Origin of the sequence: Rhodocaloribacter litoris (genome assembly GCF_011682235.2) — a bacterium.
Classification (GTDB): domain Bacteria; phylum Bacteroidota; class Rhodothermia; order Rhodothermales; family ISCAR-4553; genus Rhodocaloribacter; species Rhodocaloribacter litoris.
In genome coordinates this window covers 2,960,099-2,984,211 of sequence record NZ_CP076718.1, presented here as the reverse complement: position 1 = coordinate 2,984,211, position 24,113 = coordinate 2,960,099, and the positions used below count along the sequence as shown (strand labels likewise).

Sequence of the window (24,113 nt, the reverse complement as noted above, 5' to 3'; positions counted from 1 at the left end):
CCGGAGGCCTATCCGCACACCGGCCCGCTCAGAAGCCAGCCCACACGCCGCCATCATGCCCGATCGTCCGCCGCTGCTCAGCCAGGCCGTCGAAGACTACCTGAAGACGATCTACAAACTCCAGGGCGACGGGGCCGCCAGCACCACCGACATCGCCCGCGCGCTGGAGGTCTCCTCGGCCTCGGTCACGAACATGATCAAGCGACTGGCCCAGATGGGGCTGGCCGAATACCAGTCGTACAAAGGCGTCACGCTGACGCGAGCGGGCGAAAAGATCGCGCTCGAGATCATCCGGCACCACCGCCTGCTGGAAACCTATCTTAAAGAGATCCTGGGCTATTCGTGGGACAAGATGCACGAGGAAGCCGAGCACCTCGAACACCACATCTCCGAGGAGTTCGAAAGCCGTATCGAGGAGATGCTCGGCTACCCCACGCACGACCCGCACGGAGACCCGATCCCCACACGGGACGGCCGGATCGCCGAGCCGCCGGGCCACCCGCTGGCCGGGTTCGAGGCGGGCCGCACCGTCGTCGTCCGCCGCGTGGCCGACGGCGACCCGGAGCTGCTCACCTATCTCGAAACGCTGGGACTCCTGCCGCACGCCCGGGTCGAGATCGTCGAAAAGGCCCCTTTCAACGGGCCGATCACGGTGCGCGTGGAAGGACGGCAAGAGATCATCGGGCACGAAGTCGCCGGGCAGGTCTTTGCCGTGCCGGCCGAATAGGCCCTGGCGGGCCGTCAATAATCCACCCGGTTTTCACAGGCCTGCCAGGCCTCGAAGGGGCGGCGGCCTTCCTCCGCCAGGAGCGGCACCATCGGCAGGCGGCGCTCGCCGGGCGCACGGCAGAGCTCCTCGTACAGCTGCGCATCGATGAACCCCACGGCTTCGGCCTCCCGGCGTGTGGCGGCATAGTAGATGCGTTCGAGGCGAGCCCAGTAGGCCGCCCCCAGGCACATCGGGCACGGCTCGCACGAGGTGTACAGCTCGCAGCCGGTCAGATGAAAGACGCCGAGCCGGCGGCAGGCCTCCCGGAGGGCGACGATCTCGGCGTGCGCCGTGGGATCGTGCGTGGTGGTGACCCGGTTCGTCCCGCGCCCGACGACCTCGCCGTCGCGCACCACGAGCGCGGCGAACGGCCCGCCTCGCCCCGTCCGGACGTTCTCCACGGCCATCGCGATGGCCTCGCGCATGAAAGCCTCGTTCATCTTGCCTCGTAGCGTGTTGCGTGTTGCGTCAGGCCGCGTCCCGCGGCTCCGTGTAACGGCGTGCCTTCCTTCAACGTGCAAGCCCGTTCAGGTTTCAGGGAACGTTTGTACGCCGGGCGCTCCGGTTCTTTCCGGCCGGCGTGCGCCCCGCACCGAGCGGCTCCTCATCGTTAACGCGCTCCTCCCGATCCTGGCGTATATTGGATCCTCCACCGAACCAGCCGCCTCCCTCCCTGCATGAAGCCCCTTGCCGCACGCACCGAGAACCTCGAACAGAGCTTCATCCGCGCCGTCTCGAAGATGATCGAGGCCACGGGCGGCATCAACCTGGGCCAGGGCATCTGCGACCTGCCCACACCCGAGCCGATCCGGCGCGGCGCCCGCGAGGCCATCGAGGCCGGCGCCTCCACCTATTCGCATTTTGCCGGTATCGAGCCGTTGCGCGCGGCCATCCTGGAGAAGGTACGTTCCTACAACCGCCTGCCCGCCACCTCCGTGGACGAGGTCGTCGTCAGTGTCGGCTCGACGGGGGCCTACATGACGGCGATCCTGGCCCTGCTCAACCCCGGCGACGAGGTGATCCTGATCGAGCCGTTCTACGGCTACCACCGGGGGCTGCTCCGCCTGATCGACGCCGTGCCGGTCTATGTCACCATGCATGCACCGGACTGGACGCTCGACTTCGACGCGCTCGAACGGGCCATCACACCCCGCACGAAGGCCGTCGTCGTCAACACCCCGGCCAACCCGAGCGGCAAGGTGTGGACGCAGCAGGAGCTCGAACGCCTGCTCGCCGTGCTCCGGCAATACGACCTCTTCGCCATCACGGACGAGATCTACGAATACATGCTCTATGACGGGCGCGAGCACGTGTCGCTGGCGGCCCTGCCGGGGGCCTACGAGCGGACGATCACCCTCTCGGGCTTCTCGAAAACGTACAACATGACGGGCTGGCGGCTGGGCTACGCCGTGGCCCCGGCTCCTCTTGCAGCCCGGATGGGGCTGCTGGGCGATCTGCTCTACATCTGTGCCCCGACGCCGCTGCAACACGGCGTGGCCGAGGCGTTTTCGATGCGGGCAACGTATTTCGCGGAGATGCAGGCCGCCTACGAAACCCGGCGCCGGCTCCTGTGTGAGACGCTGGAAGCCATCGGCTTCGACGTGCCGTGGCCGCAGGGCGCCTACTACGTGCTCGCCGGCTTTGCCCCGCTGGCACGCACCCGCCCCGGCTTCGCCGACGACCTGCAGGCGTACGAGACGCTCATCCGGGAAGCCGGCATCGGCACCGTGCCCGGCCGGGCCTTCTTCGCCAACCCCGAAGACGGGCGCTACTACCTGCGCTTCTGCTTCGCCAAAGAGCTGCCCGTCCTCGAAGAAGCCTGCCGCCGCCTCCGGGACGCCTTCGGTTGAAACGGGGAGCGTTCCACTTCGCTCCTCGAACGTTTGCACGCCACCACTTTCCCGAGCCTCCCCCGCAACCCGCCACCCGAAACCCCACCGGTCATGTCCAACCGCACCCTGCCCCTCACCGACACCCTGTACGACTACCTGCTCGACCACTCGCTCCGGGAGCCCGAGGTGATGCGGCGGCTGCGGGCCGAGACGGCCCGGCTGCCCGAAGCCGAGATGCAGATTGCGCCGGAGCAGGGACAGTTCATGGCCCTCCTCGTCCGCCTGATGGGTGCGCGGCGGGCACTCGAGATCGGCACCTTCACCGGCTACAGCGCACTCGCCGTGGCACGGGCCCTGCCCGAAGACGGTACCCTGCTCGCGTGCGACATCAGCGAAACCTATACCGCCATCGCCCGGAAGTACTGGGAGGCCGCCGGCGTCGCGCACAAGATCGACCTGCGCCTGGCGCCGGCCCTGCAGACGCTCGACGCCCTGCTCGACGACGGGCAGGCCGGCACGTTCGACTTCGCCTTCATCGATGCCGACAAAGAAAGCTACGACGCCTACTACGAGCGCACGCTCCGGCTGCTGCGACCCGGCGGCCTGGCCGTCATCGACAACACGCTGCGCGACGGGCGCGTCGCCGACCCCTCCGTCACCGACCCGGTCACGGAGCGGATGCGGGCCTTCAACGACAAGCTGCACCACGACGAGCGGATCGACCTGAGCCTGCTTCCCCTGGCCGACGGCGTGACGCTGGCCCGCAAGCGCTGAGCCTCACCAGAAGCCGTAGCGCCGTGCGTTCCGCACCACCTCCTGCAGCGTCACCTTGACGACGGCGGCCGCCGGAACCGCCAGCAGCAGGCCCAGCACCCCGAAGAACTGGCCACCGACGATGACGGCCAGGAGCACCGTCACCGGGTGCAGCGCCACGTTCCGCGCCACCACCAGCGGGTTCAGCAGCACGTTGTCGACGACCTGGACGAGGGTCAGGGCCACCACGATGCCGGCGACGGTCCCCGGCGTGGCACCGCCGAGCAGGGCCACGACCACCGTGAGCGCCGCCGCCGCCAGCGGGCCGACGTACGGGATCAGGTTCGCCAGCCCGTTGAGGGGGCCCAGGATCAGGTAGGCCTCGACGCCGAGCCCCCACAGCGCCACCGTCGAGAGCACGGCCACCACCAGCGAGGCCACCAGCTTGCCGCGAAGGTAGTTGCCGAGCTGCCGGTCCATCCGGTGAAGCAGGTTCAGGGCGAACTCGAAATACCGGTTCGGTACCGAGGCGATGAGGCTTTTGCGCAGGGTCCGCCCGTCTTTGAGCAGGAAAAAGAGGAGGAACGGGATGATCACCAGGTCGGCCAGCAGGCCGAGCAGGCCCGGGACGTAGGTCACCGCGCTGCGGGCATAGTCGACGACGGCTTCCCGGAGCGGGCCTGTCAGGCTGCCCTTGCCGATGCCGGCAAAAGCCAGCCGGGCCTCCAGAAACCGCTCCGCTTCGCCGACGAGCGCCGCCACCCGCTCGGGGGTGAGCATGCCCCGGACGGCCTGCACCTGCGCCAGCACGGCCGGCCATACCCCGGCGAGCAGCAGCCCCGCCACGCCCAGCACGCCGGCAAACACGAGCGAGGTCGCCGGGGTGCGGCCCAGCCCGGCGGCCTCCAGCCGGCGCACCAGCGGGTTGAGCAGGTAGGCCAGCAGCGACGCGATCACCACCAGCTCGATGACCTCGCCGGCGGCGACCAGCACGAAGACCACCGTCGCAGCGGCCAGCAGGGCGAGCCCGCCCTTAACCCACGGATGCATGCGGTCCTCCTTCCGGCGCCGCGGCCGGCACCTCGCCCCCCTCCGGCATGAACCGCCGATCCTCCAGCGCGGCCAGCTCCTCGTCTGCCCGCACGAGCCGTTGCCCGGTGATGCGAGCCAGCGGCAGGAGCACCTTCACCCCGAGCCGGGGGTTGCGTTCGAGCAGGTCGAGTAGCTCCGGCTGAAAGAACCCCCAGAGCGTGGCGGCCGTCTCGGCCCGCGCCGTGGCCGAACGCGGCGTCTCGTTCAGGAGCGCGATCTCGCCGAAGAAGTCGCCCGCGCCGAGCGTGGCGAGCACGTGCCCCGACGGTTCCCGGATGATGCACACGCGCCCCTGCTCGATGATATACATGCCCACCCCGGGCTCTCCCTGCCGGAAGACCACCTCGCCCGGTGCATACTCCCGGCGATACAGGATCCGTTCGACGGCATCCAGCTCTTTCCGGTTGAGATCGGCAAAAAGGGGAATGCCCCGGAGCAGGTCGTGCATGGACGGCCTGCCCGGCCCGCGCCGGAAGAAATTGTCCCAGATACTGTTCATCACGAAGGCTGCCCGTTACATCCTTTCCGGATGCTGGTCCTTATATTCAGGGGCCGACGCGGCGCGGTCACGGCGGCAAGATGCCCGTTTTCCCCGTACCGCCCTTTACCGGAACATACGACACCCACACGGCAACGTAAACCGATCCGATGACCGACACGGCATCCCCTTCCTCCCCGGTCTACGGTGCAGTCGAGGCAGGGGGCACCAAGTTCGTCTGCGCCATCGGCACCGGCCCGGACGACGTACGCGCCCTGACCCGCTTTCCCACGACGACCCCGGAGGAAACCCTGGCCCGCACCGTCGCCTTCTTTCAGGAACAGCCGGAACGGCCCGTTGCCGTGGGGGTGGGGTCTTTCGGCCCGGTCGATCCCGATCCGGCCTCCCCGTCCTACGGCTTCATCACGCGCACGCCGAAGCCGAACTGGTCGGGCACCGACGTGGCCGGCGTGCTCCGCCGTGCCCTCGGCGTGCCCGTCGTCTTCGACACCGACGTGAACGCCGCGGGGCTGGGAGAGCACCGGTGGGGTGCCGCCCGCGGCCTCGACACCTTCATCTACCTTACCGTCGGCACCGGCATCGGCGGGGGCGGGCTCGTGGGCGGGCAGCGCCTGCACGGGCTGGTCCATCCAGAGATGGGGCACGTGTTCGTCCCCCGCGCCCCGGGCGACGACTTCGCGGGGCACTGTCCCTTCCACGGGACCTGCCTCGAAGGGATGGCCAGCGGCCCGGCGCTTCAGGCCCGCTGGGGACGTGCCGGTGCGGAGCTGCCCCCCGACCACCCGGCCTGGGAGATCGAGGCCCACTACCTTGCCTACGGCCTGGTCAACTTCATCGTCACCCTCTCCCCGCAGCGGATCATCCTGGGAGGCGGCGTCATGCACCAGCGGCAGCTTTTCCCGATGATCCGGCACCGGGTACGGCAGATCCTGAACGGCTACGTCGCCCACGACGCCCTCGCCGACGGAATCGACGCCTACATCGTCCCCCCGGCCCTGGGAGACCGGGCCGGTGTGCTGGGCGCCCTGGCGCTGGCACGGGAGGCGGCGTGACGAAAAATGTCTTATCTTCCGAAAGACCGGTCCCCGGTTTTCGCACATCCTTCAGAGGCAAAACGGCTTTCCGGCGCGTATGAAGTAGGCTACGACCCCTGTCCGGGACGCACACGCGTCCGAGTCGTGTTTCACCTGTGGATACAGCGCCATGCTGCAAGAGCAGAGCCGGCTGTTTCAGCGCCTGCTTTTCTTCGCGGATTTCGTCCTCGTCGCGGTCGGCTGGATCGCCGCCTTCTTCATCCGCTTCGACCTGCTGCGCGTGCTGGGGGTGCTTCCCCCGCCGGAGGTACCCCCGTTCTCGCGTTACCTGGGCTTTCTGCCGTGGGTGCTTCTGGTCTCATCGTTCGTCTTCTGGGCCTCGGGCCTCTACGCACCGGACCGCGCCCAGCGGCTGACGCGGCTCATCTACAGCGTCGCCAAGGCGGTCGGCCTGGGCCTGCTGGTGCTGGCGGCCACGCTCTCGTTCTACCGGGACCTGTATTTCTCCCGGCTCCACATGATCCTGTTCGGGATGATCACGCCGTCGCTGATGGTGGCGCTTCGCATCGCCCTCTACGCGGCGCTGCGACGGGCCCGGCAACGGGGCAAGTACCGGCGGCGCGTGCTCATCGTCGGGGCGGGCAAGGTGGGGCGCCGCCTGGAACAGGCCTTCCGCCAGTATCCCTGGATGGGCTTCGAGGTCGTCGGCTTTCTGGACGATCACAAGACCGGCCCCGACATCCTCGGCACCACCGGGGAGGCCGCCGCCCTCGTCGACCGGTACGAGGCGGCGGGGACGCCCATCCACTACGTCTACCTGGCCCTGCCCCTGACGGCCGCCGCCCGCATCGAACACCTCACGAACGCCCTCTCGACGCGCCTGGCCCACGTCTGCCTCGTCCCCGACCTGTTCCAGTTCAACATCCTCAACAGCCGCGTCACGGACGTGGACGGCCTGCCGGTGATCCACCTCATCGACGAGGCCCCGATGGAGTTCCGCCGCTTCCTCAAGCGCGTCGTGGACGTGGTCTTCTCGGCGACCGTGCTCGTGCTCGCGGCCCCGCTGATGCTCGTGATCGCCGTGGCGGTGAAGCTCTCCTCACCCGGACCGGTCTTTTACAGGCAGGAGCGGATGGGCCTCAACGGCCACACCTTCCAGATGCTCAAGTTCCGCTCGATGCCGGTCGACGCCGAGGCGAAGACGGGGGCCGTCTGGGCCCGGCCCGGTGAAGACCGCGCCACCCCCGTGGGCAAGTTCCTCCGCCGCACCTCGCTCGACGAACTTCCCCAGTTCATCAACGTGCTCAAGGGCGACATGTCGGTCGTCGGCCCCCGCCCGGAGCGGCCCGTCTTCATCGAGCAGTTTCGCGAGCGCGTGCCCGGCTACATGCTCCGCCACAAGGTGAAGGCCGGCATCACCGGGTGGGCCCAGGTCAACGGCTGGCGCGGCGACACCTCCCTCGAAAAGCGCATCGAGTACGACCTCTACTACATCCAGCACTGGTCGCTCAAGTTCGACTTCAAGATCATGCTGATGACGCTCTGGAAAGGCTTCGTCAACGAGAACGCGTACTGACGGACGGTTCGGGTTCCGGGCGGGGTTCGCGTCGACCGGCCGGTCGACGCCATACGGCCATAACGCGCCGCGCGAAGCCCTTCCGAGCGGAACCCTTCAATCCTCGCCCTCGAAGCGAACCGGCTGTGGTTCGAAGACCAGCACGCCGAAGCCCCCGAAGCCCAGGCGCAGCCGCCCGCCCCTCACCTCACAGGCCTGCACATTCCTCAGGGCCGCGTAATAATCCTCCCCGTGGGAGCCGGGTGGACAGAGCACTTTCGTCGTCCAGAGCTCGCGGATCTTCAGCGTGCCGTCTCCGGCCTCGTACGTTCCGCCGTAGCTGTTGCAGTCGGCCCGGCCGCCGAACCGTGCGCCGGCGTCGAAGAAGAGCGTATAGACTTCGCCGTCCCGGAAGGCACGCTTCGAGCCCGCGGGGTCCTGGAACACGACGAGTCGCCACGTGGTGCCTTCGAGGTCTTTCGACGCACCGCGCACCCTCGGCTCGAGGTTGTCACAGGCGGGCAGGAGCGTGGCCGTCAGAAGGAGCAACATCAGAAGCAGGCGAGCGCATGGCCGGTGCATGGCACGGGAAAGCGGATTCGAGCGAGGAAGGCCTTCCCCTTATAGACACCCCGTTTCCCGTTTTCTTCCCGGATCCCCGCTCCGGCACCCGGCGTAGGCGCCCCCGCATCGACCCCTCGTCTCGGTTACCGGATGGCACGGACGCTTCGGATTCTCACGATCAACCTGGCCGTGCTGCTGCTGTTGCTGGCGGCCGTGGAGGGAGCCGTCCGCCTCGCCGTGCCGGAGGTGCGCCCGAACGGCACGGACCGGCGCCTGCTGGCCGACAGCGTCTACGGCGCAACGCCCGGCCTGCGTCCCCATGCCGAGGGCACGAGCAACGGGGCCCGCTTCCGCGTGAACGGGCAGGGGTTCTGGCACTACACCGCCGGCATCGCGCCGGGCCGCCCCGGCTGGCTGCTGCTGGGCGACTCGGTGACGATGGGGCCCGGCGTCGATCCGGACAGCACCTTCGCCGGCCGCCTGGCCGCCCGCCTCGACACGCTGAACGTCCTCAACCCCTCCCTCATCGGGTACGACGTGCACGACTACGGGGCCGTGCTCCGCACCCTCCTCGCCCGCGACGACCTGAACCTCCACCGGGTGACGGTCTTCTGGTGCCTGAACGATGCCTATGCCCCCGCCACCACCGACCCGAACGCCGGAGTGCGCCGGCTGGCCGGGCCCGTCCTCACCTTCCTCCGGCGTCACGTCCGCACCTATGCCTGGCTCAAGGCCCACCTCGCCGACCGCCCCCGTACCTACTTCGAACACGACCGCCGCCTCTACGACGGCCCCGCCCTCGAAGCCGCCCTGGCCGGCCTGGACACCCTGCACCGGCTCGCTGATACCCGGGGTCTCCGCCTCGAGATCGTCCTGCTCCCCTACGAATACCAGCTTCGCCGCGCCGGCGAGCCCGGCCTCTTCCACCCGCAGGACGTCTTGAAGAAACATCTCCGCGACATCCCGGTGTACGACGCCGCGCCCTTCCTCCTGGCACACACCCGGAAGCCGGAAACCCTCTACCTCTACGGCGACGGCATCCATTTTTCCGAACGCGGCCACGCCCTCCTGGCCCGTTTCCTCGAAACGATACCATGATCCAGCTCCACAACGTCTCCCTCTCCTTCGGCGGGCAGCGCGTGCTCGACGGGCTGACGTGGACGATCCGCCTCGACCGGCGCATCGGCCTCATCGGGCCCAACGGCGCGGGCAAGTCCACCCTGCTGCGCGTCATCGCCGGGGTGCAGGCACCGGACGAGGGCACGGTCGTGACCGGCGGTACGACGATCGGCTACCTGGCCCAGGACGCCGAGGAGGGCGGCAGCGGGCGCAGTGTGCGCGAGGAAGCCCTGACGGCCTTCGACGAGGTACTGGCCCTGCAGGCCGAGGAGGAGCGGCTGATGCGGGCCATGGAGGCCGAGGCGGACCACACGAGCGAGGCCTACACCCGGCTGCTCCACGCCTTCGACCGCGTCCACGCCGAGCTCACGGCCCGGGAGGCCCACCTGATCGTCCCCCGCACCGAAGCCGTCCTGGCCGGTCTCGGCTTCGCCCCGGACGACCTCGACCGCCCCCTGGCTACCTTCTCCGGCGGCTGGCGCATGCGCGTGGCCCTGGCCCGCCTCCTGCTCCGCCGCCCCGACGTCCTCCTGCTCGACGAGCCAACGAACCACCTCGACATCGACAGCATCGACTGGCTCGAAGGCTACCTCAAGAGCTACCCCGGCACGGTCGTCATCGTCTCGCACGACCGCTACTTCCTCGACCGCATGGTGACCACCATCGCCGAGCTCTCGCGGGGGCGCATCACCGAGTATGCGGGCAACTATACGTTCTACCTCCGGGAGCGCGAGCAGGAGCGCGAGCGCCAGCGGGCCGCCTACGAGAACCAGCAGAAGATGATCGCCGAGACGGAGCGGTTCATCGAGCGGTTCCGGTACAAGGCCACGAAGGCCCGGCAGGTGCAGAGCCGCATCAAAATGCTGGAGAAGCTGGAGCGCGTGCCCCCGCCGCCGAGCGACGAGGCTGCCATGCACCTGCGCTTCCCCGAGCCGCCGCGCTCGGGGCGGGTGGTGCTCGAACTCTCCCGCTTCTCGAAGACGTACGCGACGCCCGACGGCCCCCTCCGCGTCTTCGACGACGCCGGCCCGCTGACCATCGAGCGGGGCGACAAGATCGCCCTCATCGGCCGCAACGGCGCGGGCAAGTCGACGCTGGCCCGCATCCTCAACGGCACCGAGCCGTTCGCGGGCACGCGCACGCTCGGCCACAACGTCACCCTCACATTCTTCGCGCAGCACCAGGCCGAGACGCTCAACCCGAACCACACCGTGCTCGACGCCCTCCGCGAGCACGCCCGGGGGCAGAGCGAGACGGAACTGCGCACCCTCCTGGGCGCCTTCCTCTTCCACGGCGACGACGTCTTCAAGCCCGTGGGCGTCCTCTCGGGCGGCGAGAAGAGCCGCGTGGCCCTGGCCCGCACCCTCCTCACCCCCGCCAACTTCCTCATCCTCGACGAGCCGACGAACCACCTCGACATCCAGTCGATCAACGTGCTCATCGAGGCCCTGCGCCAGTACACCGGCACGTTCGTCGTCGTCAGCCACGACCGCCACTTTCTCGACCAGGTGATCAACAAGGTGTGGCGGGTGGAAGACGGGACCGTGCGCGCCTACCTCGGCAACTATTCGGAATACCAGTGGCAGGTCACCCACGGCACGGCGAGCCGGTTCGAGCGGGAGCCGGCCCCCTCCGCCGGCAAGGCCGCGTCCACGCCGGGCGGCTCGGGGCCGAAGACGAAGGAGCAGAAACGCCGCGAGGCCGAGGAACGCCGCCGCCGTGCCGAGGCGAGGCCGCGCAACGGGCAGGTGGACTACACGCTGCTGAACGACTACCAGCTCCGCCGGGCCTACGAGGAGACCGAGGCCGCCATCCTGGAGAAAGAGGAACGCAAGGCTGAACTGGAAGCCACGCTGGCCGACCCGGCCCTCTACACCGACGCCGACCGCGCCCGGCTCACCACCGAGGCGCTCCACGCCGTCACCGCCGAACTGGAGGCGCTCTACGCGAAGTGGGAAGCCGTCGCCGAGGCCGTGGCGATGCGGGAAGGATAGCGCTCGCCCGTTGTCTCGATGGTCTAGCAGAGGTCAGGGGCATGCAGGGCATGGCTGCCCCGAGCGAACGGCCCACACGTAGCCGCGGGCTTTAGCCCGGGCTCTCCTGTGGACCAGGGGGCGCACCCGTGAAGGGTGCGGCTACAGCGCTGTTGCTTGTAGCCGGAGGCGTTAACCCGGGCTGCCCACACGTAGCCGCGGGCTTTAGCCCGGGCTGCCCGCATGTCTGGACGCGTTGCGTGCCCCGTCGGCCCGGGCTCTCCTGTGGGCCAGGGGGCGCACCCGTGAAGGGTGCGGCTACAGCGCGCTGCGCCATGACGCCCTCAATAACATGGACCAACGCTATATACCCTCCTTCAGAACCGCCAGGCATACACCAGACTGACGTTCCAGAGCCAGTCCTCGCTCCCGGCGATGCGGGTGTCGATGATCTTGTTGACCAGCACGCCCAGCGAGACCGGCAGGGCGGGGGTGCCCAGCGAGAGGGTCGAGGCCACGTAGACGCCGTCCTCATCGTCCAGCCGCAGGTAGTACACCTGCGGGTTCACCCCGGCGCGCAGCCGGCCGCCGAACAACGCCCCGTTCAGGCCGGGCTGAAACGACAGAAAATGGTTGTGGGTGGGCACCGTCGGTTCGAATCCGTAGGCATACAGGTAGTACACCCCGGCCGTGAGGTGCGGGCCGATCGCGTACCGGGTCGCCAGCTCGCCCGCCAGAAACCGCCGGGCCACGATCATCTCCTCGGTGCCGCTCCCCGTCTCCACCGTCCGGTTCGTGAAGGACAGCGCCGGATGCATGCCCAGGCGGACCTGCCACCGCCCGGCCCGGTGCAGGTCGTACCGCCACCAGAAAAGGAAGGACCACGGCGTCCCGTCCTCCAGGGCAAACCGCAGCTCCGGCTCGAACCGCAGCCGGCGCCCGGCCGACCCGTTGAAGACGACCGCCGGACGTCCCAGCGAGAACGCCGGGACGAACGAAATGCCCTTGTTGGTGACGCTCACGGCCCCGTGCACCGGTAGCCCGGCCGGGGCCTCCTGCGCCCCCGCACGGAGCACCGGGCCGGCGAGCACGCACATCGCCAGCATTCCGACAAGTCGGCGTCGTGTGGCCATGATTCGGTTCCTGGTTCAGGGCGTCAGCATCACCTTGAGGGCGCGGCGCTCGTCCATGGCCCGGTAGCCCTCGGCCACCTGGTCCAGCGGCAGCGTCACGTCGAAGACCCGGCCGGGGTCGATGCGGCCCTCGAGCACGTCGGGCAGCAGGTCCGGCATGTAGGCGCGTGTGGGGGCCGGGCCGCCGGCCACAGTCACGTTCTTGAAAAAGGTGACGCCGGCCGGGATGCCCGCGTGGTGCGGCACGCCGACGCGTCCGACGGCCCCACCCGGCCGCGCGATCTGCACCGCCGTCTCCACCGCTTCCTCCGTGCCCACGCACTCCAGCACCGCGTGCGCTCCGAACCCGCCGGTGAGTTCCCGCACCCGCTCGACGGCCGCCTCGCCGCGCTCGGTCACCACGTCCGTGGCGCCGAAGGCCCGCCCCAGCGCGATGCGGTCGTCGTGGTGGCCGAGCAGGAGGATGCGCTCGGCGCCCAGGCGCTTCGCCGCCAGCACGCCGCAGAGCCCCACGGCGCCGTCGCCGATCACCGCGGCGGTCTTGCCCGGGCCGACCCGCGCCGTCACGGCGGCGTGGTGGCCGGTACCCAGGACGTCGGTGAGCGTGAGCAGGTGCGGCAGCAGCGCGCGGTCGCCCTCGGAGACGGGCACCGGGTAGAGCGTGCCGTCCGCCAGCGGGATGCGCACCGCCTCGGCCTGCGCCCCGCCCACCTCCGGCGAGTAGCCAAAGAAGCCCGCGTGGATGCAGGCCGTGGTCAGTCCTTCGTGGCAGAAGGGGCAGGAGCCGTCGGAGAAGGCGAACGGCATGAGGACCACGTCGCCCGGCTTCACCGTGCGCACGTCCCTGCCCAAGTCTTCCACCACACCCACGGCCTCGTGGCCCATCGGCCGGCCCTCGTCGGGGACGGGGTCGTAGCCCCGGTAGGGCCAGAGGTCCGAGCCGCAGATGCAGGAGACAAGCACCCGGATGATCGCATCCGTGGGCTCCTGGATCTTCGGGTCGGGGAGCCGTTCCAGTTGAACGTCCTTCGCTCCGTGCAGAATCGTCGCGCGCATCGTCGTCGTTTTTTTCCGAAACACGTGCGGCCGCAGGCTTCAGCCCGGGTCTTCCGGCCCGCCCGTAGCGGGCACAGCGGAAAAACCCCTCCGCTCAGCGGCCCTCTCAAGGTGTTTCAGTATAACCCGCACGGAGGCGTGCCCGGTAGAACGATTCTCGCTGATTATTGTATGATCCTCCAAACGACGTGCCTTTGTGGGCGGGCATCGTTATCCTTGCCGCAACGATCCATTCAACCCGAACCCTATCATGCCATCGAACGACACACGGGCCGAGGAGCTGGCGGAGGCCTACCGGCAGGAAATCGTGGAGCGGCTCCTGCGGGCCGTCCCGGAAGACGGGCGACGCGAGCCGGTCCCGGGGCTGGGCCTCTTCCGGATATCGGCCCCCACCGAGCTGTATCACAGCCTGTTCGAGCCGGCGTTCTGCGTCATCGCGCAGGGCGCCAAGGAGGTGCTCGTCGGCAGCCGCCGCTACCGCTACGATCCCCACCATTACCTGATCGCCACGCTGGAACTGCCCGTGGCCAGCCACGTCGTCGAGGCCACGGCCGAGGCGCCGTACCTGAGCCTGCGCTTGCCGCTCGACCCCCGCACGATCAGCGCGGTCATGGTCGAGGCCGGCTACCTGCCGGCGCAGGAGGGCGCCGGGGCGTCGGCGTTCGACGTGAGCCCGCTCGGGCTGCCGCTGCTGGAGGCCGTCCTCCGGCTGGTGCGGCTGGTGGAGGCACCGGAGGACGCGCCCGTGCTGATGCCGCTCATCACGCGCGAGATCATCTTCCGCCTGCTCCAGGGGGCGCAGGGCGTGCGGCTCCGCCACCTGGTGATGCTCAACGGCCAGTACCACCGCATGGCCCGCGCCATCGACCTGATCCGCACGCGCTTCGACCGGCCGCTGGAGATCCCGGAGCTGGCCGACGAGCTGGGCATGAGCACCTCGGCCCTCTACCAGCATTTCAAAGCCGCCACCGGCATGAGCCCGCTCCAGTTCCAGAAACAGCTGCGGCTGCAGGAGGCCCGGCGGCTGATGCTCATGGAGGGCCTCGACGCCACGACGGCCGGCTACCGCGTCGGCTATAACGACGCCGCCCACTTCAGCCGGGACTACAAGCGGCTCTTCAGCGCCCCGCCCATGCGCGACGTCGAGCGGATGCGCCGGCGCCTTGCGACCGCCTCACGGTGAGGACGAGCATGGCCGGGTCGCACCGGCCCTCCCGCCGATGCACACGCCCCGTGAATCCCACCGGGCATGGCAGACATCTTCGAAAGAAATGCTTATTATCCAAACACCTGCGCTTTCGACGGTGCCATACGTCACGCGCAGGCCAAGACGGTGCATCCATACTCCCCCGGCCTGCCATGAAAAAACCGCTCCCTGCCATCGGTCACGAGGGGAATCCGTCGCAGGTGCTCGACGTGCCCCTCAAAGACATCCGCAAGAAACTGCCGCGGCGCGTGCTGTCCGAATCGGACTGGGAAACCTGGACGACGTGGGGCTACGTGGTGATCCCCGACGCCGTCCCCCCCGATCACGTGGAGCGACTCAAGAACCTCCTGTGGGCGTTCCAGGAGATGGACCCCGGAGATCCGTCGACGTGGGACCGAACGGATCGGAGAGCCCACCGGATGCAGGAGCTCAACAACAGCGGGATGGTGGAGATCTACCATCACCAGTACCTCTGGGACAACCGGCAATACCCGCGCGTCTACGACGCCTTCGTCGACATCTGGGACCGGGAAGACCTCTGGGTCACCATCGACCGGGCCAACCTCAACCCCCCCAACCACAGCCATCGGCCCTTCGAGGGGTTCATCCACTGGGACGTCGACACCTCCGCCGATCCCCTTCCCGTCAACGTCCAGGGCGTGCTCTCCCTCGTCGACACCGATCCCGAGGTCGGCGGCTTTCAGTGTGTGCCGGAACTGTTCCGCACGCTGGAGACGTGGCTCGCCGCCCAGCCCCCGGGCCGGGACCCCTACAAACCCGACACGACCGGCTTCGAAACGAAGTTCATCCCGATGAAGGCGGGGGATCTGCTGATCTTCAACTCGCTGCTGCCCCACGGGATCAGGCCGAACACCTCCAAAAACCGGGTTCGCATGGCACAGTACATCTCGATGTATCCGGCCGACGAAAGCAATGCGGAGAGAAGGGCCTGGCGGATCCATTCATGGCGGGAGCGTGAGCCACCGAAAGGGGTGGCCTTTCCGGGCGATCCACGGGGATGGGAGAAGACGCGCTACGAACCCGCACGACTGAGCGAACTCGGCGAGCGTTTGCTCGGCCTCCGTTCCTGGAACGATTGAGGCCGCGGGCACGGCGATCGTCCCGGGCGCCAGGACGGAATCGCAACGAAAGTCTCGCGCCCTCGTACCGGCTACCCGAACACCCTGCCTCATTCTCCCCTGTCCGATGGAACCCAGAGACCTTTCCGCCGAGCAAGAGCCCGTCTTCGACGACGGACCGTTACGCGAGGCCACGCCCTATCCGAAGGCAAACCTGGGCCGGCGCTTTCTGGCTCACCTCATCGACGCCGTGCTGGCCGGGCTGGGCGTGGCCCTCGTCGGCCTCGTCTCCGCATCCCTGGGCGGCCTGGTCGGCGCCCTCTACTTCCTCGTCCGCGACGGCCTCACCCTCGACTGGATGGACCGGCGCTCGATCGGCAAGCGGCTCATGAAGCTCCGCCCGATCCGCCTCGACGGCGCCCCGGTGGACCTGGAAACCTCGGTCCGGCGCAACTGGATGTGGACGCTCGGCTATCTGGGCTCCATTTCGTTCGCCGGGCTGGCCTGGGTGCTGGGCGTGGCCGGCCTCACCCTGCTCGTCTACGAAGCCTACCGGGTCGTCACCGACCCCGGCGGCCGTCGCTGGGGCGACGAACTGGCCGGCACCCAGGTCATCGACGCGACGGGATGAGGTGCGACGGCGGGCCGGGCGCGTACCCCGCACCGGCCTCAGCCCATCCCGTCGAGGGCGAAGGCAGGGCGGCGTTTCATCCACTGCCCGCGCGTGAAGTCGGGGAAGAAGCAGGGGGCACCGCCGGCGGCGATCGACTGCTCCGAGAGCGGGCTGACGGCGCTCCAGGCCGCCGCGTCGTAAACGTCGAGGGGAGGCGGGGCCTCCTGCCTGACGGCCTCGACAAAGGCGTGGAGCACGAAGAAATCCATCCCGCCATGCCCGGCTCCTTCGGCCCGGGCGGCATATCGCTGCCAGAGCGGATGGTCGTAGCGCTCCAGGTAGGGCTGCGCCGGCTCCCATTGATGCGCCGGGCTTTCGCCCTCCAGGTAGATCGACCGGTTCAGGTCCATCCACAGCCCCCGGGTCCCCTGGACACGGAAGCCGAGGGAGTAGGGACGGGGCAGGTTCGTATCGTGCCGGACGACGATCGTCTCCTCGTTTTGCGTTCGGATGACCGTCGTGACGACGTCGCCGAGTTTGAAGCGCACCTTCGCATTGGGATGGTCCGGGCCCGCCTGTTTGACGATGTAGTCGTGCAATCCCCGGCTCTTGGTGGCGGTGGAGGTGAGGGAGACGAAGCGGTTGCCCCGGTTGATGTCGAGCATCGTAGCCACCGGGCCGACGCCGTGCGTGGGATAGAGGTCGCCGTTGCGGTGGACCGAATGCAGCGTGCGCCACTTCGCCTCGGAGAACCCCTTCTCGCCGAACTCGACGCCGCCGCCGTAGGGTTGCCGGCCGTCGTTGAACTTGACGTGGCGCAGGTCGTGCTGGTAGCCGCATTCGAGGTGGACCAGCTCGCCGAAGAGCCCCTGCCGCACCATGTTGAGCACGGCCATCACGTCGCGGCGGTAGCAGACGTTTTCGAGGATCATGCACGGCACGCCCGTCGCCTCGTAGGTGTCGACCAGGTCCCAGCATTCGTCGAGGGTGACGGCGGCGGGGACTTCCAGGCCGGCGTATTTGCCGGCTCGCATGGCGGCCACGGCCATCGGCACGTGCCACAGCCAGGGGGTGGCAATGATGACGGCGTCGAGGGCGTCCATCGCCAGCAGGTCGAGGAAGGCGTAGTCGTCGCCGGTGAAGACGGGTGGCGCGGGCCGGCCGGCTTCGGCGACGAGGGCCTGTGCCCGGGCGAGGGCGTCCGGGTCGATGTCGCACAGGGCGGCGACGTGCACGTCGTCGCGGTGCAGGGCCAGGCGCAGGTGCTCGCGGCCGCGCAGCCCCACGCCGATGAAGCCCAGCCGCACCGTCTGGTCGCTCCGGCGGCGCAGTACGGCGGGGGCCTCCTGCCCGAAGGCCCGCGCCCCGCCCACGGAAGCCCCGACGCCGGCCACGGCACCGGCCTTGAGGAACGTTCGTCGGTCCATGTGTCTCGCTGTGTTCGCGGGTGGTCCGTTCCGCTCCGGGCCGCCGGCGCCACCCGGGCGGGGACACCGGCCGGAGCGAGGCGCCTCAAATACCTGAGGCGATGAGCAGTTCGATGTCCCGGTGGGGCATGCCGAACATGTTGGCCAGGCTCTTCTTGGTGAGGTGGCGGCGGTAGACGTAGGTGCCGTTGCGCAGGCCCACGTCGCGCCAGAGCGCCTCGTTGATCGAGCCGGCCTCGCCGATCTTCAGGAGGTAGGGGACGAGCACGTTCGTCAGCGCATAGGTGGCCGTGCGGGCGGCGTTCGACGGCATGTTGGGGATGCAGTAGTGGATGACCCCGTGCTTGACGAAGACGGGCTCCGAGTGGGTCGTCGGTCGGCTCGTCTCGATGCACCCGCCCTGATCGATGACGGCGTCGACGATGACCGAGCCGGGGCGCATGGCGGCCACCATGTCCTCGGTGACGACGACCGGCGCCCGCTGCCCGACGGCCATCATGGCGCCGATGACCACGTCGGCACGGGCGACGGCCTGCCGGATGTACTGCTCGGTGGCCATGGCCGTGGTGATGCGGCGGTCCAGGTAATGCTCCATCACGCGCAGGGCGCTCAGGTCGTTGTCCAGCACGATGACGTGGGCCCCGAAGCCCAGGGCCGTGCGGGCGGCCCACTCGCCCACGACGCCCGCACCGAGGATGACCACCGTCGAGGGCGGCACGCCCGAGATGCCGCCGAGCATGACCCCCTTGCCGCCGCCCCCGCTTTCCAGGTAGTGCGCGGCGATCTGCACCGCCATCGAGCCCATGATCTCGTGCATCATCCGGACGATGGGCAGCGTGCCGTCCGCCTCGCGGATGAACTCGAACCCGATGCCGGTGATGTTGAGTTCCATCAGGCGGCGCAGGAAGGCCGGCGAGGTGTCGCCCAGGTGCAGCGCCGAGATGAGGATCTGCTTCTCCTGCAGCAGGCTCAGCTCCTCCTCGCACGGCGGTCCCACCTTCACGATCAGCTCGCACTTGCTGTACAGGTCGGCGGAGTTTTCAACGAGCTCGGCACCGGCTTCGGCATAGCGCTCGTCGCTGAAGTGGGCCTGCTCGCCCGCGCCCTTTTCCACGTAGACCTCGTGCCGGTTCGCCACGAGGGTACTGACCCCACTGGGCGCCAGGGAGACGCGTCGCTCCTCGTTCGAGATCTCCCGGGGAATGCCGATGCGCAGCGAGGTATGCCGCTCCCCCACCCGCAGCGGCTTCTCCATGGTCAGCAGCCCTCCTTCGAGGGCAAAACTCTGCAGGGCTGGAACCTCCATACGCCTCCACTCGAATTGCAAGGCAGGTGCAGTTCTGTGAATATAAGGTTTTCCGGGCAATGGGCAGCGCCCTGCCATGGAATCGGGTCATTTCTTATGAGGACTTAAACCATTGCGCCATCAGGATCCCGGCGGCCACGGCCACGTTGAGCGACTCGGCGCCGCGGCGGGCCGTGTGGCCGGGGACGGTCACGCGGGCGTCCAGGCAGGCGGCCACGCCGGGCGTGAGGCCGTGCGCCTCGCTGCCGAGCACGAGGGCCGAGGGGAAGGGGGGCGTCCAGGCGTGCACCTCGATGCCGTCGAGATCGGCGCCGTAAAGAGCGAAGCCGGCCCGGCGGAGGCGCTCCAGTGCGGCGGGCAGGTCGGCGGTGCGGGCCAGGCGCACGTCCCACAACCCGCCCATGGCGGCACGGACGGCCTTCGGGTTGAAAAAGTCGGCGGTGCCGGGCCCGGCGAGCACGGCCTCGACGCCGAACCAGGCCGCCGTGCGCAGGTTCGTCCCCACGTTGCCGGGATCCTGCAGGCCGTCGAGCACGAGGACGGTCCGGTGCGTGTGGAGCGTCGTCTCGGGCACGAGCACCGTGCGGGCCACGGCCAGCACCCCCTGGCTCGCCTGCACGTCGGAGAGGCGGGCCACCTCGCGGTCCGGCAGGACGTGCACGGGCACGCCGGCCTGCTCCAGGAGCGCCCGGACGCGGTCGTCCGCCCGGGCCGCCTCCCCGACGACCAGCTCGACGAGCGGCGCCCCCGCCGCCACGGCCGCCTCCACCGAGCGCACCCCCTCCACGCAAAACTGTCCCAGCCGCTCCCGGTATTTCCGGTGGACCAGCGACGCGATCTCCTTCCGGCGGCGGTTCGTCATCGTCTCCCATCCTGTCGGGTTCGTTCGTGCGAAACAAAGATAGGCGGGGCGACGGGCCGGGGGCCGTGCCGCGCGCAAAGATTCGAATGCTTTTCGCATCCGCCTGTCGGCTTCCGTGCGTAGATTGACGTAAAAACCCACCGGAAGCCCTTCCGATTCCCATTCACGAGCCAGCAACGTTTCCCGAGACCCGGCCGGCTGCACGGCGTACCTCCGGAGCACCGGCCCTCCCGAAGCCACCCCTCCGGCCTCGCCCCCGCCGTCGCGCCGGCCCCTCCTTCACCCGACACGACAACACGCAACGCGCAACGTTTAACCTTCAGCGCGCACCGCAAACCTTTCGGCTTCCCTTCCAACCCAACCCACAGTCTTTCTCCTCCCATGCCCTTTAACCGCAACGTATACGAGCGGGCGATCTACAAAGAGCCCGCGCCGATCCGCGACCGCGAGAACCCGTTCGAGTCGATGGTCAAACGCTTCGACGTGGCCGCGCAGATCCTCGAGCTCGATCCCGGTTTCTACGAATACCTCACGACGCCCTCGCGCGTGCACATCACCGCCGTCCCGGTCATCATGGACGACGGGCGCATCAAGGTCTTCGAGGGTATCCGCGTGATCCACAACGAAGTCCTGGGGCCTTCCAAGGGCGGCATTCGCTATGCGCCGGACGTGACTGTCGACGAGGTGAAGGCGCTGGCGGCCTGGATGACGTGGAAGTGCGCCGTCGTCGGGGTCCCCTTCGGTGGTGGCAAGGGCGGGGTGGTCTGCGACCCGAGCAAGATGAGCCCGGGCGAGCTCGAACGCCTCACCCGCCGCTACACGGCCAACCTGCTCGACGTCTTCGGCCCGGACCGTGACATCCCCGCGCCGGACATGAACACGAACGCGCAGATCATGGCGTGGATTCTGGACACGTACTCGATGCACGTGCGCCGCACCGAGAACGCCGTCGTCACGGGTAAGCCGATCATCCTCGGCGGCTCGCTGGGCCGGCGCGAAGCCACCGGCCGCGGGGTGATGACCGTCACGCTCGCGGCGCTGGAGCGGCTCGGCCTGCGCCCGGCCGACTGCACCGTGGCCGTGCAGGGCTTCGGCAACGTCGGCTCCATCGCGGCCCAGCTCCTGGCCGAGCAGGGCTGCAAGGTCGTGGCCGTCAGCGACCTCTCCGGCGGCTACTATAACGAGAACGGCCTGGACATCAATGCGATGATCGAATACGCGTCCCGGAACAAGGGATCGCTCCAGGGCTACCCTGAAGCCCAGCCGATCTCGAACGAGGAGCTGCTCACGCTCGAGGTCGACGTGCTGGCACCCTGCGCCAAGGAGGACCAGATCACCCGGCACAACGCCCCACAGGTCAAGGCCAAAATCATCGTCGAAGGGGCCAACGGCCCGACGACGCCCGCCGCCGACGACATCCTCAAGGAGAACGGCTGCCTTGTCATCCCGGACATCCTGGCCAACGCCGGCGGCGTCACGGTCTCCTACTTCGAATGGGTCCAGGACCGCCAGGGCTACTTCTGGACGCTCGACCGCGTCAACCGCCGGCTCGACCGGATGATGCGTGCGGCCTTCGACAACGTCTACCAGGCCGCCGAGAAGTACGGCGTCACACTCCGCATCGGAGCCTACGTGCTGGCCATCGACAAGGTCGCCACGGCCCTGCGCCTGCGCGGCATCTATGCCTGACGGTTGGATTTTCGACGCTGGATTCGGATTTTGACCCGGCCCGAAAGGGATCCACCCGGACGCAGCCCGCGTCCGGCTCCTCCGTTTCCCTCTCCAGCTTCCGCGAAACCCATCCGTCGACGACTGTGCATAGCATGGGGCCTGGCGCTCGTGCTGGGATGGGGGGGATCGGCCCGCGCACAGGAAACCAACCTGGCGCTGTATGAGGCCGTCGCCCTGCAATGCCTGGCCGCCGTGCCGGACACGGCCCGCGCCTTCGTGCTGGAGGCGCCGGAGACGATGCCCTACCTGCGCACGGCGCTCGTCAACCGCTGGCAGGCGGAGGGGCGCACCGTCTTCCTGCCCGGAGCCCCGGGCGCCGGCGGGCTGCCCGGGCTCCGGTACACCGTCGAAACGGCCCGCGTGGCGTACCAGAAAGCGAACGGCGGCCGCCTGGCCCGCTCCGTAACGCTGGCGCTCCGCTACACCTTCTCCGGCGCCGACGGCCGGCTCCTCCGCGAAGCCCGGTGCCAGGACACCCGGACCGACGTCATCCCGCGCGAGGCCCTGCCCCGCGTGGAAACGGAAGCTTTTCCCGAAACCCGCGCCGAACCGCCCGCCCCGGGATGGCTCCGCCGCTACCTGGAGCCGGTCGTCATCACCGCCGCTACCGCCGTGGGCATCTACCTCTTCTTCACGCTCCGCAGCGAACGGGCCGACGACGGGGGCTGAGCCACCGGCACGCCCTGCCCGCGCCACAACGAAAAGAGGGTACACGGGAAGCAAAGCGGCCAGGAACGTGTCCTACGAAAAACCCGCGGCCGGAAATCATCGAAACGGAACCAACATGGTGGGGAAAACCGGTCTGCTCGGCCTTGCCTGCCTGCTCCTCCTGCTGGCCCCGGCCGGATGTGCCACCCCGGTGCCGCCCTCCGGCGGTCCACCGGACCAGACCCCGCCCGCCGTCGTGGCGGCGAACCCGCCCGCCGGTGCCGTGAACGTGACGGCGGACCGGATCGAGATCACGTTCTCCGAACACGTCGACGAGGCCTCCTTCGCCCGGGCTTTCTCCCTCACTCCAGACTTCGACCGGCCGCCCGACCTCGCCTGGCACGGCCGCCGCGTCGAGATCCGCTTCCCCGAACCGCTGCGGGCCAACACAACCTACGTCCTGACGATCGACAACAGCCTGCGGGATCTGCGCGGGGTGGCCCTCCGGGCACCGATCACCCTGGCCTTTTCGACGGGTCCCCGCATCAACCGGGGACAGCTCACCGGCCGCGTGCTGGCCGCCTGCCGGGACGAAGGCGTGCCGGGCCTCGACGTCTACGCTTACCCGGCACCGGGCGGGGTGGCCCCGGCCCCCCTGCCGGACCGCCCGGCCTACCGCACCCAGACCGACAGCGAGGGCCGCTTCCGCTTCGAATACCTGAGCACCGAACCCCTCTTCGTCGTGGCACTGGCGGACCGGAACCGCAACCGGCGCCCCGACCCGTCCGAACCGTTTGCCGTCCCGCCGGCGCCGGCCCTGATCCCGGATACGAGCGACGCCGGTACCGGGCCGGCGGTGTGGCGCCTCGCCACGCTGGACACGATCCCCCCCGTCCCCCGCCTCATCCGTCCCCGCTCGAACCGGCGCCTGGCCGTTCTCTTCTCCGAGCCCGTCCGCCTGGCCCACGCGGGCCGCGTGACACAGCCAGACACGGCAGGATGGATCGTCCGCGACTCGGTCGCCGCCGCCCGCCGCGCCGTCCGGGCCGTGTACCAGGTGCCGGAGGACCCGCTCCAGGTGATCGTGCTCACAGACCCGCTCGCTCCCGGCCCCCACACGCTGTACACGGGCGCCGTCGTCGACACCAGCGGCAACCCCGCCCGCAAATCCCCCCTGCGCTTCGTCCCCTCTACGTCTCCGGACACGGTCACCCTCCGCTTCCGGGGCTTCGTGCCGGACACGGCCGATGCCGATCCGGACGGTGCCGTCCCGTTCCCTCCAGGGCACAGCCCCGCCATCCGGTTCAACCAGCCCGTCGACAGCGCGCGCTTCCACACCCTGGTGACCCTGGAGGACACCGCCGGCCGGCCGCTCGCCTTCACCCGCACCACCCGCGATGGCGTCACCTACCACCTCCACCCGGCCGCCTGGCCCCCCGAAGGCGCCGAGGTGCGTGTCGACGTCCGCCCCCTCGGCGCCGATACGGTCTTCTCCCGGCGCTTCCGCCCCCTGCAACCCGACGAACTCGGCGAGCTCAGCGGCCACGTCACACCCGATACCACCGCCCCGCTCGTCGTCGAACTCCACGAGGCCGGCGGCACCTCCGCATGCACCCAGACCGAACCCGCAGGCACCACCCGCCCCGACCGAACCGGCTACTTCATCTTCCGCGAATTGCCCGGCGACAGGACCTACCGCTTCCGTGCCTTTCTCGACCGGAACGGCAACGGCCGGTGGGACGGCGGCCGGATCCATCCCTACCTTCCCGCCGAACCCGTAACCTGGTCCGACGTTCTCCCCCCCGTCCGCCCCCGCTGGGAAACCGTCGCCGGCGACACCCTCCGCGTGCGATGACCCCGC

The 24,113-nt window shown here is 69.1% G+C and carries 22 protein-coding genes; 13 read left to right on the top strand and 9 right to left on the bottom strand.

Going from position 1 to position 24,113, the window contains the following annotated elements:
* Nucleotides 1-55 precede the first annotated feature (55 nt).
* Nucleotides 56-727, top strand: a complete 672-nt coding sequence (locus GQ464_RS12420; protein ID WP_228350257.1) for a metal-dependent transcriptional regulator — start codon at nt 56-58, stop codon at nt 725-727.
* Between the two features lie 14 nt (nt 728-741).
* On the opposite strand, the gene GQ464_RS12415 is transcribed toward GQ464_RS12420, so the two are convergent.
* On the bottom strand, nt 742-1,209 hold the full coding sequence (locus GQ464_RS12415; RefSeq protein ID WP_228350256.1) for a nucleoside deaminase: 468 nt from the start codon (nt 1,207-1,209) through the stop codon (nt 742-744).
* A gap of 237 nt (nt 1,210-1,446) precedes the next feature.
* On the opposite strand from GQ464_RS12415, the gene GQ464_RS12410 reads away from it, so the two are divergent.
* On the top strand, nt 1,447-2,619 hold the full coding sequence (locus GQ464_RS12410) for a pyridoxal phosphate-dependent aminotransferase (protein WP_166977359.1): 1,173 nt from the start codon (nt 1,447-1,449) through the stop codon (nt 2,617-2,619).
* A 93-nt stretch (nt 2,620-2,712) separates the two neighbouring features.
* Nucleotides 2,713-3,375, top strand: a complete 663-nt coding sequence (locus GQ464_RS12405; RefSeq protein ID WP_166977361.1) for a class I SAM-dependent methyltransferase — start codon at nt 2,713-2,715, stop codon at nt 3,373-3,375.
* 3 nt (nt 3,376-3,378) lie between these two features.
* Here the strand turns inward: GQ464_RS12405 and GQ464_RS12400 are convergent, their stop codons facing one another.
* Together GQ464_RS12400 and GQ464_RS12395 are read right to left on the bottom strand one after the other, a co-directional pair.
* Entirely contained in the window at nt 3,379-4,404 is a 1,026-nt protein-coding gene (locus GQ464_RS12400) for an AI-2E family transporter (protein WP_166977363.1), read from the bottom strand.
* On the bottom strand, nt 4,388-4,945 hold the full coding sequence (locus GQ464_RS12395) for a cyclic nucleotide-binding domain-containing protein (RefSeq protein WP_228350255.1): 558 nt from the start codon (nt 4,943-4,945) through the stop codon (nt 4,388-4,390). Before GQ464_RS12395 ends, GQ464_RS12400 begins: the two co-directional genes overlap by 17 nt.
* Before the next feature lie 149 nt (nt 4,946-5,094).
* On the opposite strand from GQ464_RS12395, the gene GQ464_RS12390 reads away from it, so the two are divergent.
* Entirely contained in the window at nt 5,095-5,997 is a 903-nt protein-coding gene (locus GQ464_RS12390; RefSeq protein WP_166977367.1) for an ROK family protein, read from the top strand.
* A gap of 151 nt (nt 5,998-6,148) precedes the next feature.
* Nucleotides 6,149-7,555: an undecaprenyl-phosphate glucose phosphotransferase gene (locus GQ464_RS12385; protein ID WP_166977369.1), complete on the top strand. Its 1,407-nt coding sequence runs from the start codon at nt 6,149-6,151 to the stop codon at nt 7,553-7,555.
* A gap of 96 nt (nt 7,556-7,651) precedes the next feature.
* Here the strand turns inward: GQ464_RS12385 and GQ464_RS12380 are convergent, their stop codons facing one another.
* Nucleotides 7,652-8,116, bottom strand: coding sequence for an META domain-containing protein (locus tag GQ464_RS12380; protein ID WP_228350254.1), 465 nt, complete (start codon nt 8,114-8,116; stop codon nt 7,652-7,654).
* 132 nt (nt 8,117-8,248) lie between these two features.
* On the opposite strand from GQ464_RS12380, the gene GQ464_RS12375 reads away from it, so the two are divergent.
* On the top strand, nt 8,249-9,196 hold the full coding sequence (locus GQ464_RS12375; protein ID WP_166977373.1) for an SGNH/GDSL hydrolase family protein: 948 nt from the start codon (nt 8,249-8,251) through the stop codon (nt 9,194-9,196).
* Entirely contained in the window at nt 9,193-11,211 is a 2,019-nt protein-coding gene (locus tag GQ464_RS12370) for an ABC-F family ATP-binding cassette domain-containing protein (protein ID WP_166977375.1), read from the top strand. Before GQ464_RS12375 ends, GQ464_RS12370 begins: the two co-directional genes overlap by 4 nt.
* A 356-nt stretch (nt 11,212-11,567) precedes the next feature.
* On the opposite strand, the gene GQ464_RS12365 is transcribed toward GQ464_RS12370, so the two are convergent.
* Nucleotides 11,568-12,323: a hypothetical protein gene (locus GQ464_RS12365; protein ID WP_166977377.1), complete on the bottom strand. Its 756-nt coding sequence runs from the start codon at nt 12,321-12,323 to the stop codon at nt 11,568-11,570.
* Between the two features lie 15 nt (nt 12,324-12,338).
* Nucleotides 12,339-13,379: a zinc-dependent alcohol dehydrogenase family protein gene (locus GQ464_RS12360; protein WP_166977379.1), complete on the bottom strand. Its 1,041-nt coding sequence runs from the start codon at nt 13,377-13,379 to the stop codon at nt 12,339-12,341.
* Between the two features lie 250 nt (nt 13,380-13,629).
* Between GQ464_RS12360 and GQ464_RS12355 the strand changes: the two genes are divergently transcribed.
* From GQ464_RS12355 to GQ464_RS12345, 3 genes are all read left to right on the top strand, one after another.
* A complete protein-coding gene (locus GQ464_RS12355) occupies nt 13,630-14,562 on the top strand; it encodes an AraC family transcriptional regulator (RefSeq protein ID WP_166977381.1) in 933 nt (310 codons plus the stop codon).
* Nucleotides 14,563-14,738: 176 nt separating this feature from the next.
* A complete protein-coding gene (locus GQ464_RS12350; protein WP_166977383.1) occupies nt 14,739-15,686 on the top strand; it encodes a phytanoyl-CoA dioxygenase family protein in 948 nt (315 codons plus the stop codon).
* A 106-nt stretch (nt 15,687-15,792) separates the two neighbouring features.
* A complete protein-coding gene (locus GQ464_RS12345) occupies nt 15,793-16,296 on the top strand; it encodes an RDD family protein (protein ID WP_166977385.1) in 504 nt (167 codons plus the stop codon).
* Nucleotides 16,297-16,334: 38 nt separating this feature from the next.
* On the opposite strand, the gene GQ464_RS12340 is transcribed toward GQ464_RS12345, so the two are convergent.
* The 3 genes from GQ464_RS12340 to GQ464_RS12330 all read right to left on the bottom strand — a co-directional run bounded on the left by GQ464_RS12340 (nt 16,335) and on the right by GQ464_RS12330 (nt 19,873).
* A complete protein-coding gene (locus tag GQ464_RS12340) occupies nt 16,335-17,705 on the bottom strand; it encodes a Gfo/Idh/MocA family oxidoreductase (RefSeq protein WP_166977387.1) in 1,371 nt (456 codons plus the stop codon).
* A gap of 85 nt (nt 17,706-17,790) precedes the next feature.
* On the bottom strand, nt 17,791-19,011 hold the full coding sequence (locus tag GQ464_RS12335) for an alanine dehydrogenase (RefSeq protein ID WP_166977389.1): 1,221 nt from the start codon (nt 19,009-19,011) through the stop codon (nt 17,791-17,793).
* Nucleotides 19,012-19,105: 94 nt separating this feature from the next.
* Nucleotides 19,106-19,873, bottom strand: coding sequence for a TrmH family RNA methyltransferase (locus GQ464_RS12330; protein WP_166977391.1), 768 nt, complete (start codon nt 19,871-19,873; stop codon nt 19,106-19,108).
* A gap of 381 nt (nt 19,874-20,254) precedes the next feature.
* On the opposite strand from GQ464_RS12330, the gene GQ464_RS12325 reads away from it, so the two are divergent.
* From GQ464_RS12325 to GQ464_RS12315, 3 genes are all read left to right on the top strand, one after another.
* Nucleotides 20,255-21,562: a Glu/Leu/Phe/Val family dehydrogenase gene (locus GQ464_RS12325; protein WP_166977393.1), complete on the top strand. Its 1,308-nt coding sequence runs from the start codon at nt 20,255-20,257 to the stop codon at nt 21,560-21,562.
* A gap of 150 nt (nt 21,563-21,712) precedes the next feature.
* The gene (locus tag GQ464_RS12320; protein ID WP_166977395.1) at nt 21,713-22,273 is read left to right on the top strand and encodes a hypothetical protein; all 561 of its coding nucleotides are present in this window, start codon (nt 21,713-21,715) and stop codon (nt 22,271-22,273) included.
* Between the two features lie 115 nt (nt 22,274-22,388).
* The gene (locus tag GQ464_RS12315; protein WP_166977397.1) at nt 22,389-24,107 is read left to right on the top strand and encodes an Ig-like domain-containing domain; all 1,719 of its coding nucleotides are present in this window, start codon (nt 22,389-22,391) and stop codon (nt 24,105-24,107) included.
* Nucleotides 24,108-24,113: the final 6 nt, after the last annotated feature.

Bases quoted from the DNA above. Each gene is read 5' to 3' on its own strand.
- GQ464_RS12420 (WP_228350257.1), top strand. From the start codon at position 56: ATGCCCGATCGTCCGCCGCTGCTCAGCCAGGCCGTCGAAGACTACCTG.
- GQ464_RS12415 (WP_228350256.1), bottom strand. From the start codon at position 1,209: ATGAACGAGGCTTTCATGCGCGAGGCCATCGCGATGGCCGTGGAGAAC.
- GQ464_RS12410 (WP_166977359.1), top strand. From the start codon at position 1,447: ATGAAGCCCCTTGCCGCACGCACCGAGAACCTCGAACAGAGCTTCATC.
- GQ464_RS12405 (WP_166977361.1), top strand. From the start codon at position 2,713: ATGTCCAACCGCACCCTGCCCCTCACCGACACCCTGTACGACTACCTG.
- GQ464_RS12400 (WP_166977363.1), bottom strand. From the start codon at position 4,404: ATGCATCCGTGGGTTAAGGGCGGGCTCGCCCTGCTGGCCGCTGCGACG.
- GQ464_RS12395 (WP_228350255.1), bottom strand. From the start codon at position 4,945: ATGAACAGTATCTGGGACAATTTCTTCCGGCGCGGGCCGGGCAGGCCG.
- GQ464_RS12390 (WP_166977367.1), top strand. From the start codon at position 5,095: ATGACCGACACGGCATCCCCTTCCTCCCCGGTCTACGGTGCAGTCGAG.
- GQ464_RS12385 (WP_166977369.1), top strand. From the start codon at position 6,149: ATGCTGCAAGAGCAGAGCCGGCTGTTTCAGCGCCTGCTTTTCTTCGCG.
- GQ464_RS12380 (WP_228350254.1), bottom strand. From the start codon at position 8,116: ATGCACCGGCCATGCGCTCGCCTGCTTCTGATGTTGCTCCTTCTGACG.
- GQ464_RS12375 (WP_166977373.1), top strand. From the start codon at position 8,249: ATGGCACGGACGCTTCGGATTCTCACGATCAACCTGGCCGTGCTGCTG.
- GQ464_RS12370 (WP_166977375.1), top strand. From the start codon at position 9,193: ATGATCCAGCTCCACAACGTCTCCCTCTCCTTCGGCGGGCAGCGCGTG.
- GQ464_RS12365 (WP_166977377.1), bottom strand. From the start codon at position 12,323: ATGGCCACACGACGCCGACTTGTCGGAATGCTGGCGATGTGCGTGCTC.
- GQ464_RS12360 (WP_166977379.1), bottom strand. From the start codon at position 13,379: ATGCGCGCGACGATTCTGCACGGAGCGAAGGACGTTCAACTGGAACGG.
- GQ464_RS12355 (WP_166977381.1), top strand. From the start codon at position 13,630: ATGCCATCGAACGACACACGGGCCGAGGAGCTGGCGGAGGCCTACCGG.
- GQ464_RS12350 (WP_166977383.1), top strand. From the start codon at position 14,739: ATGAAAAAACCGCTCCCTGCCATCGGTCACGAGGGGAATCCGTCGCAG.
- GQ464_RS12345 (WP_166977385.1), top strand. From the start codon at position 15,793: ATGGAACCCAGAGACCTTTCCGCCGAGCAAGAGCCCGTCTTCGACGAC.
- GQ464_RS12340 (WP_166977387.1), bottom strand. From the start codon at position 17,705: ATGGACCGACGAACGTTCCTCAAGGCCGGTGCCGTGGCCGGCGTCGGG.
- GQ464_RS12335 (WP_166977389.1), bottom strand. From the start codon at position 19,011: ATGGAGGTTCCAGCCCTGCAGAGTTTTGCCCTCGAAGGAGGGCTGCTG.
- GQ464_RS12330 (WP_166977391.1), bottom strand. From the start codon at position 19,873: ATGACGAACCGCCGCCGGAAGGAGATCGCGTCGCTGGTCCACCGGAAA.
- GQ464_RS12325 (WP_166977393.1), top strand. From the start codon at position 20,255: ATGCCCTTTAACCGCAACGTATACGAGCGGGCGATCTACAAAGAGCCC.
- GQ464_RS12315 (WP_166977397.1), top strand. From the start codon at position 22,389: ATGGTGGGGAAAACCGGTCTGCTCGGCCTTGCCTGCCTGCTCCTCCTG.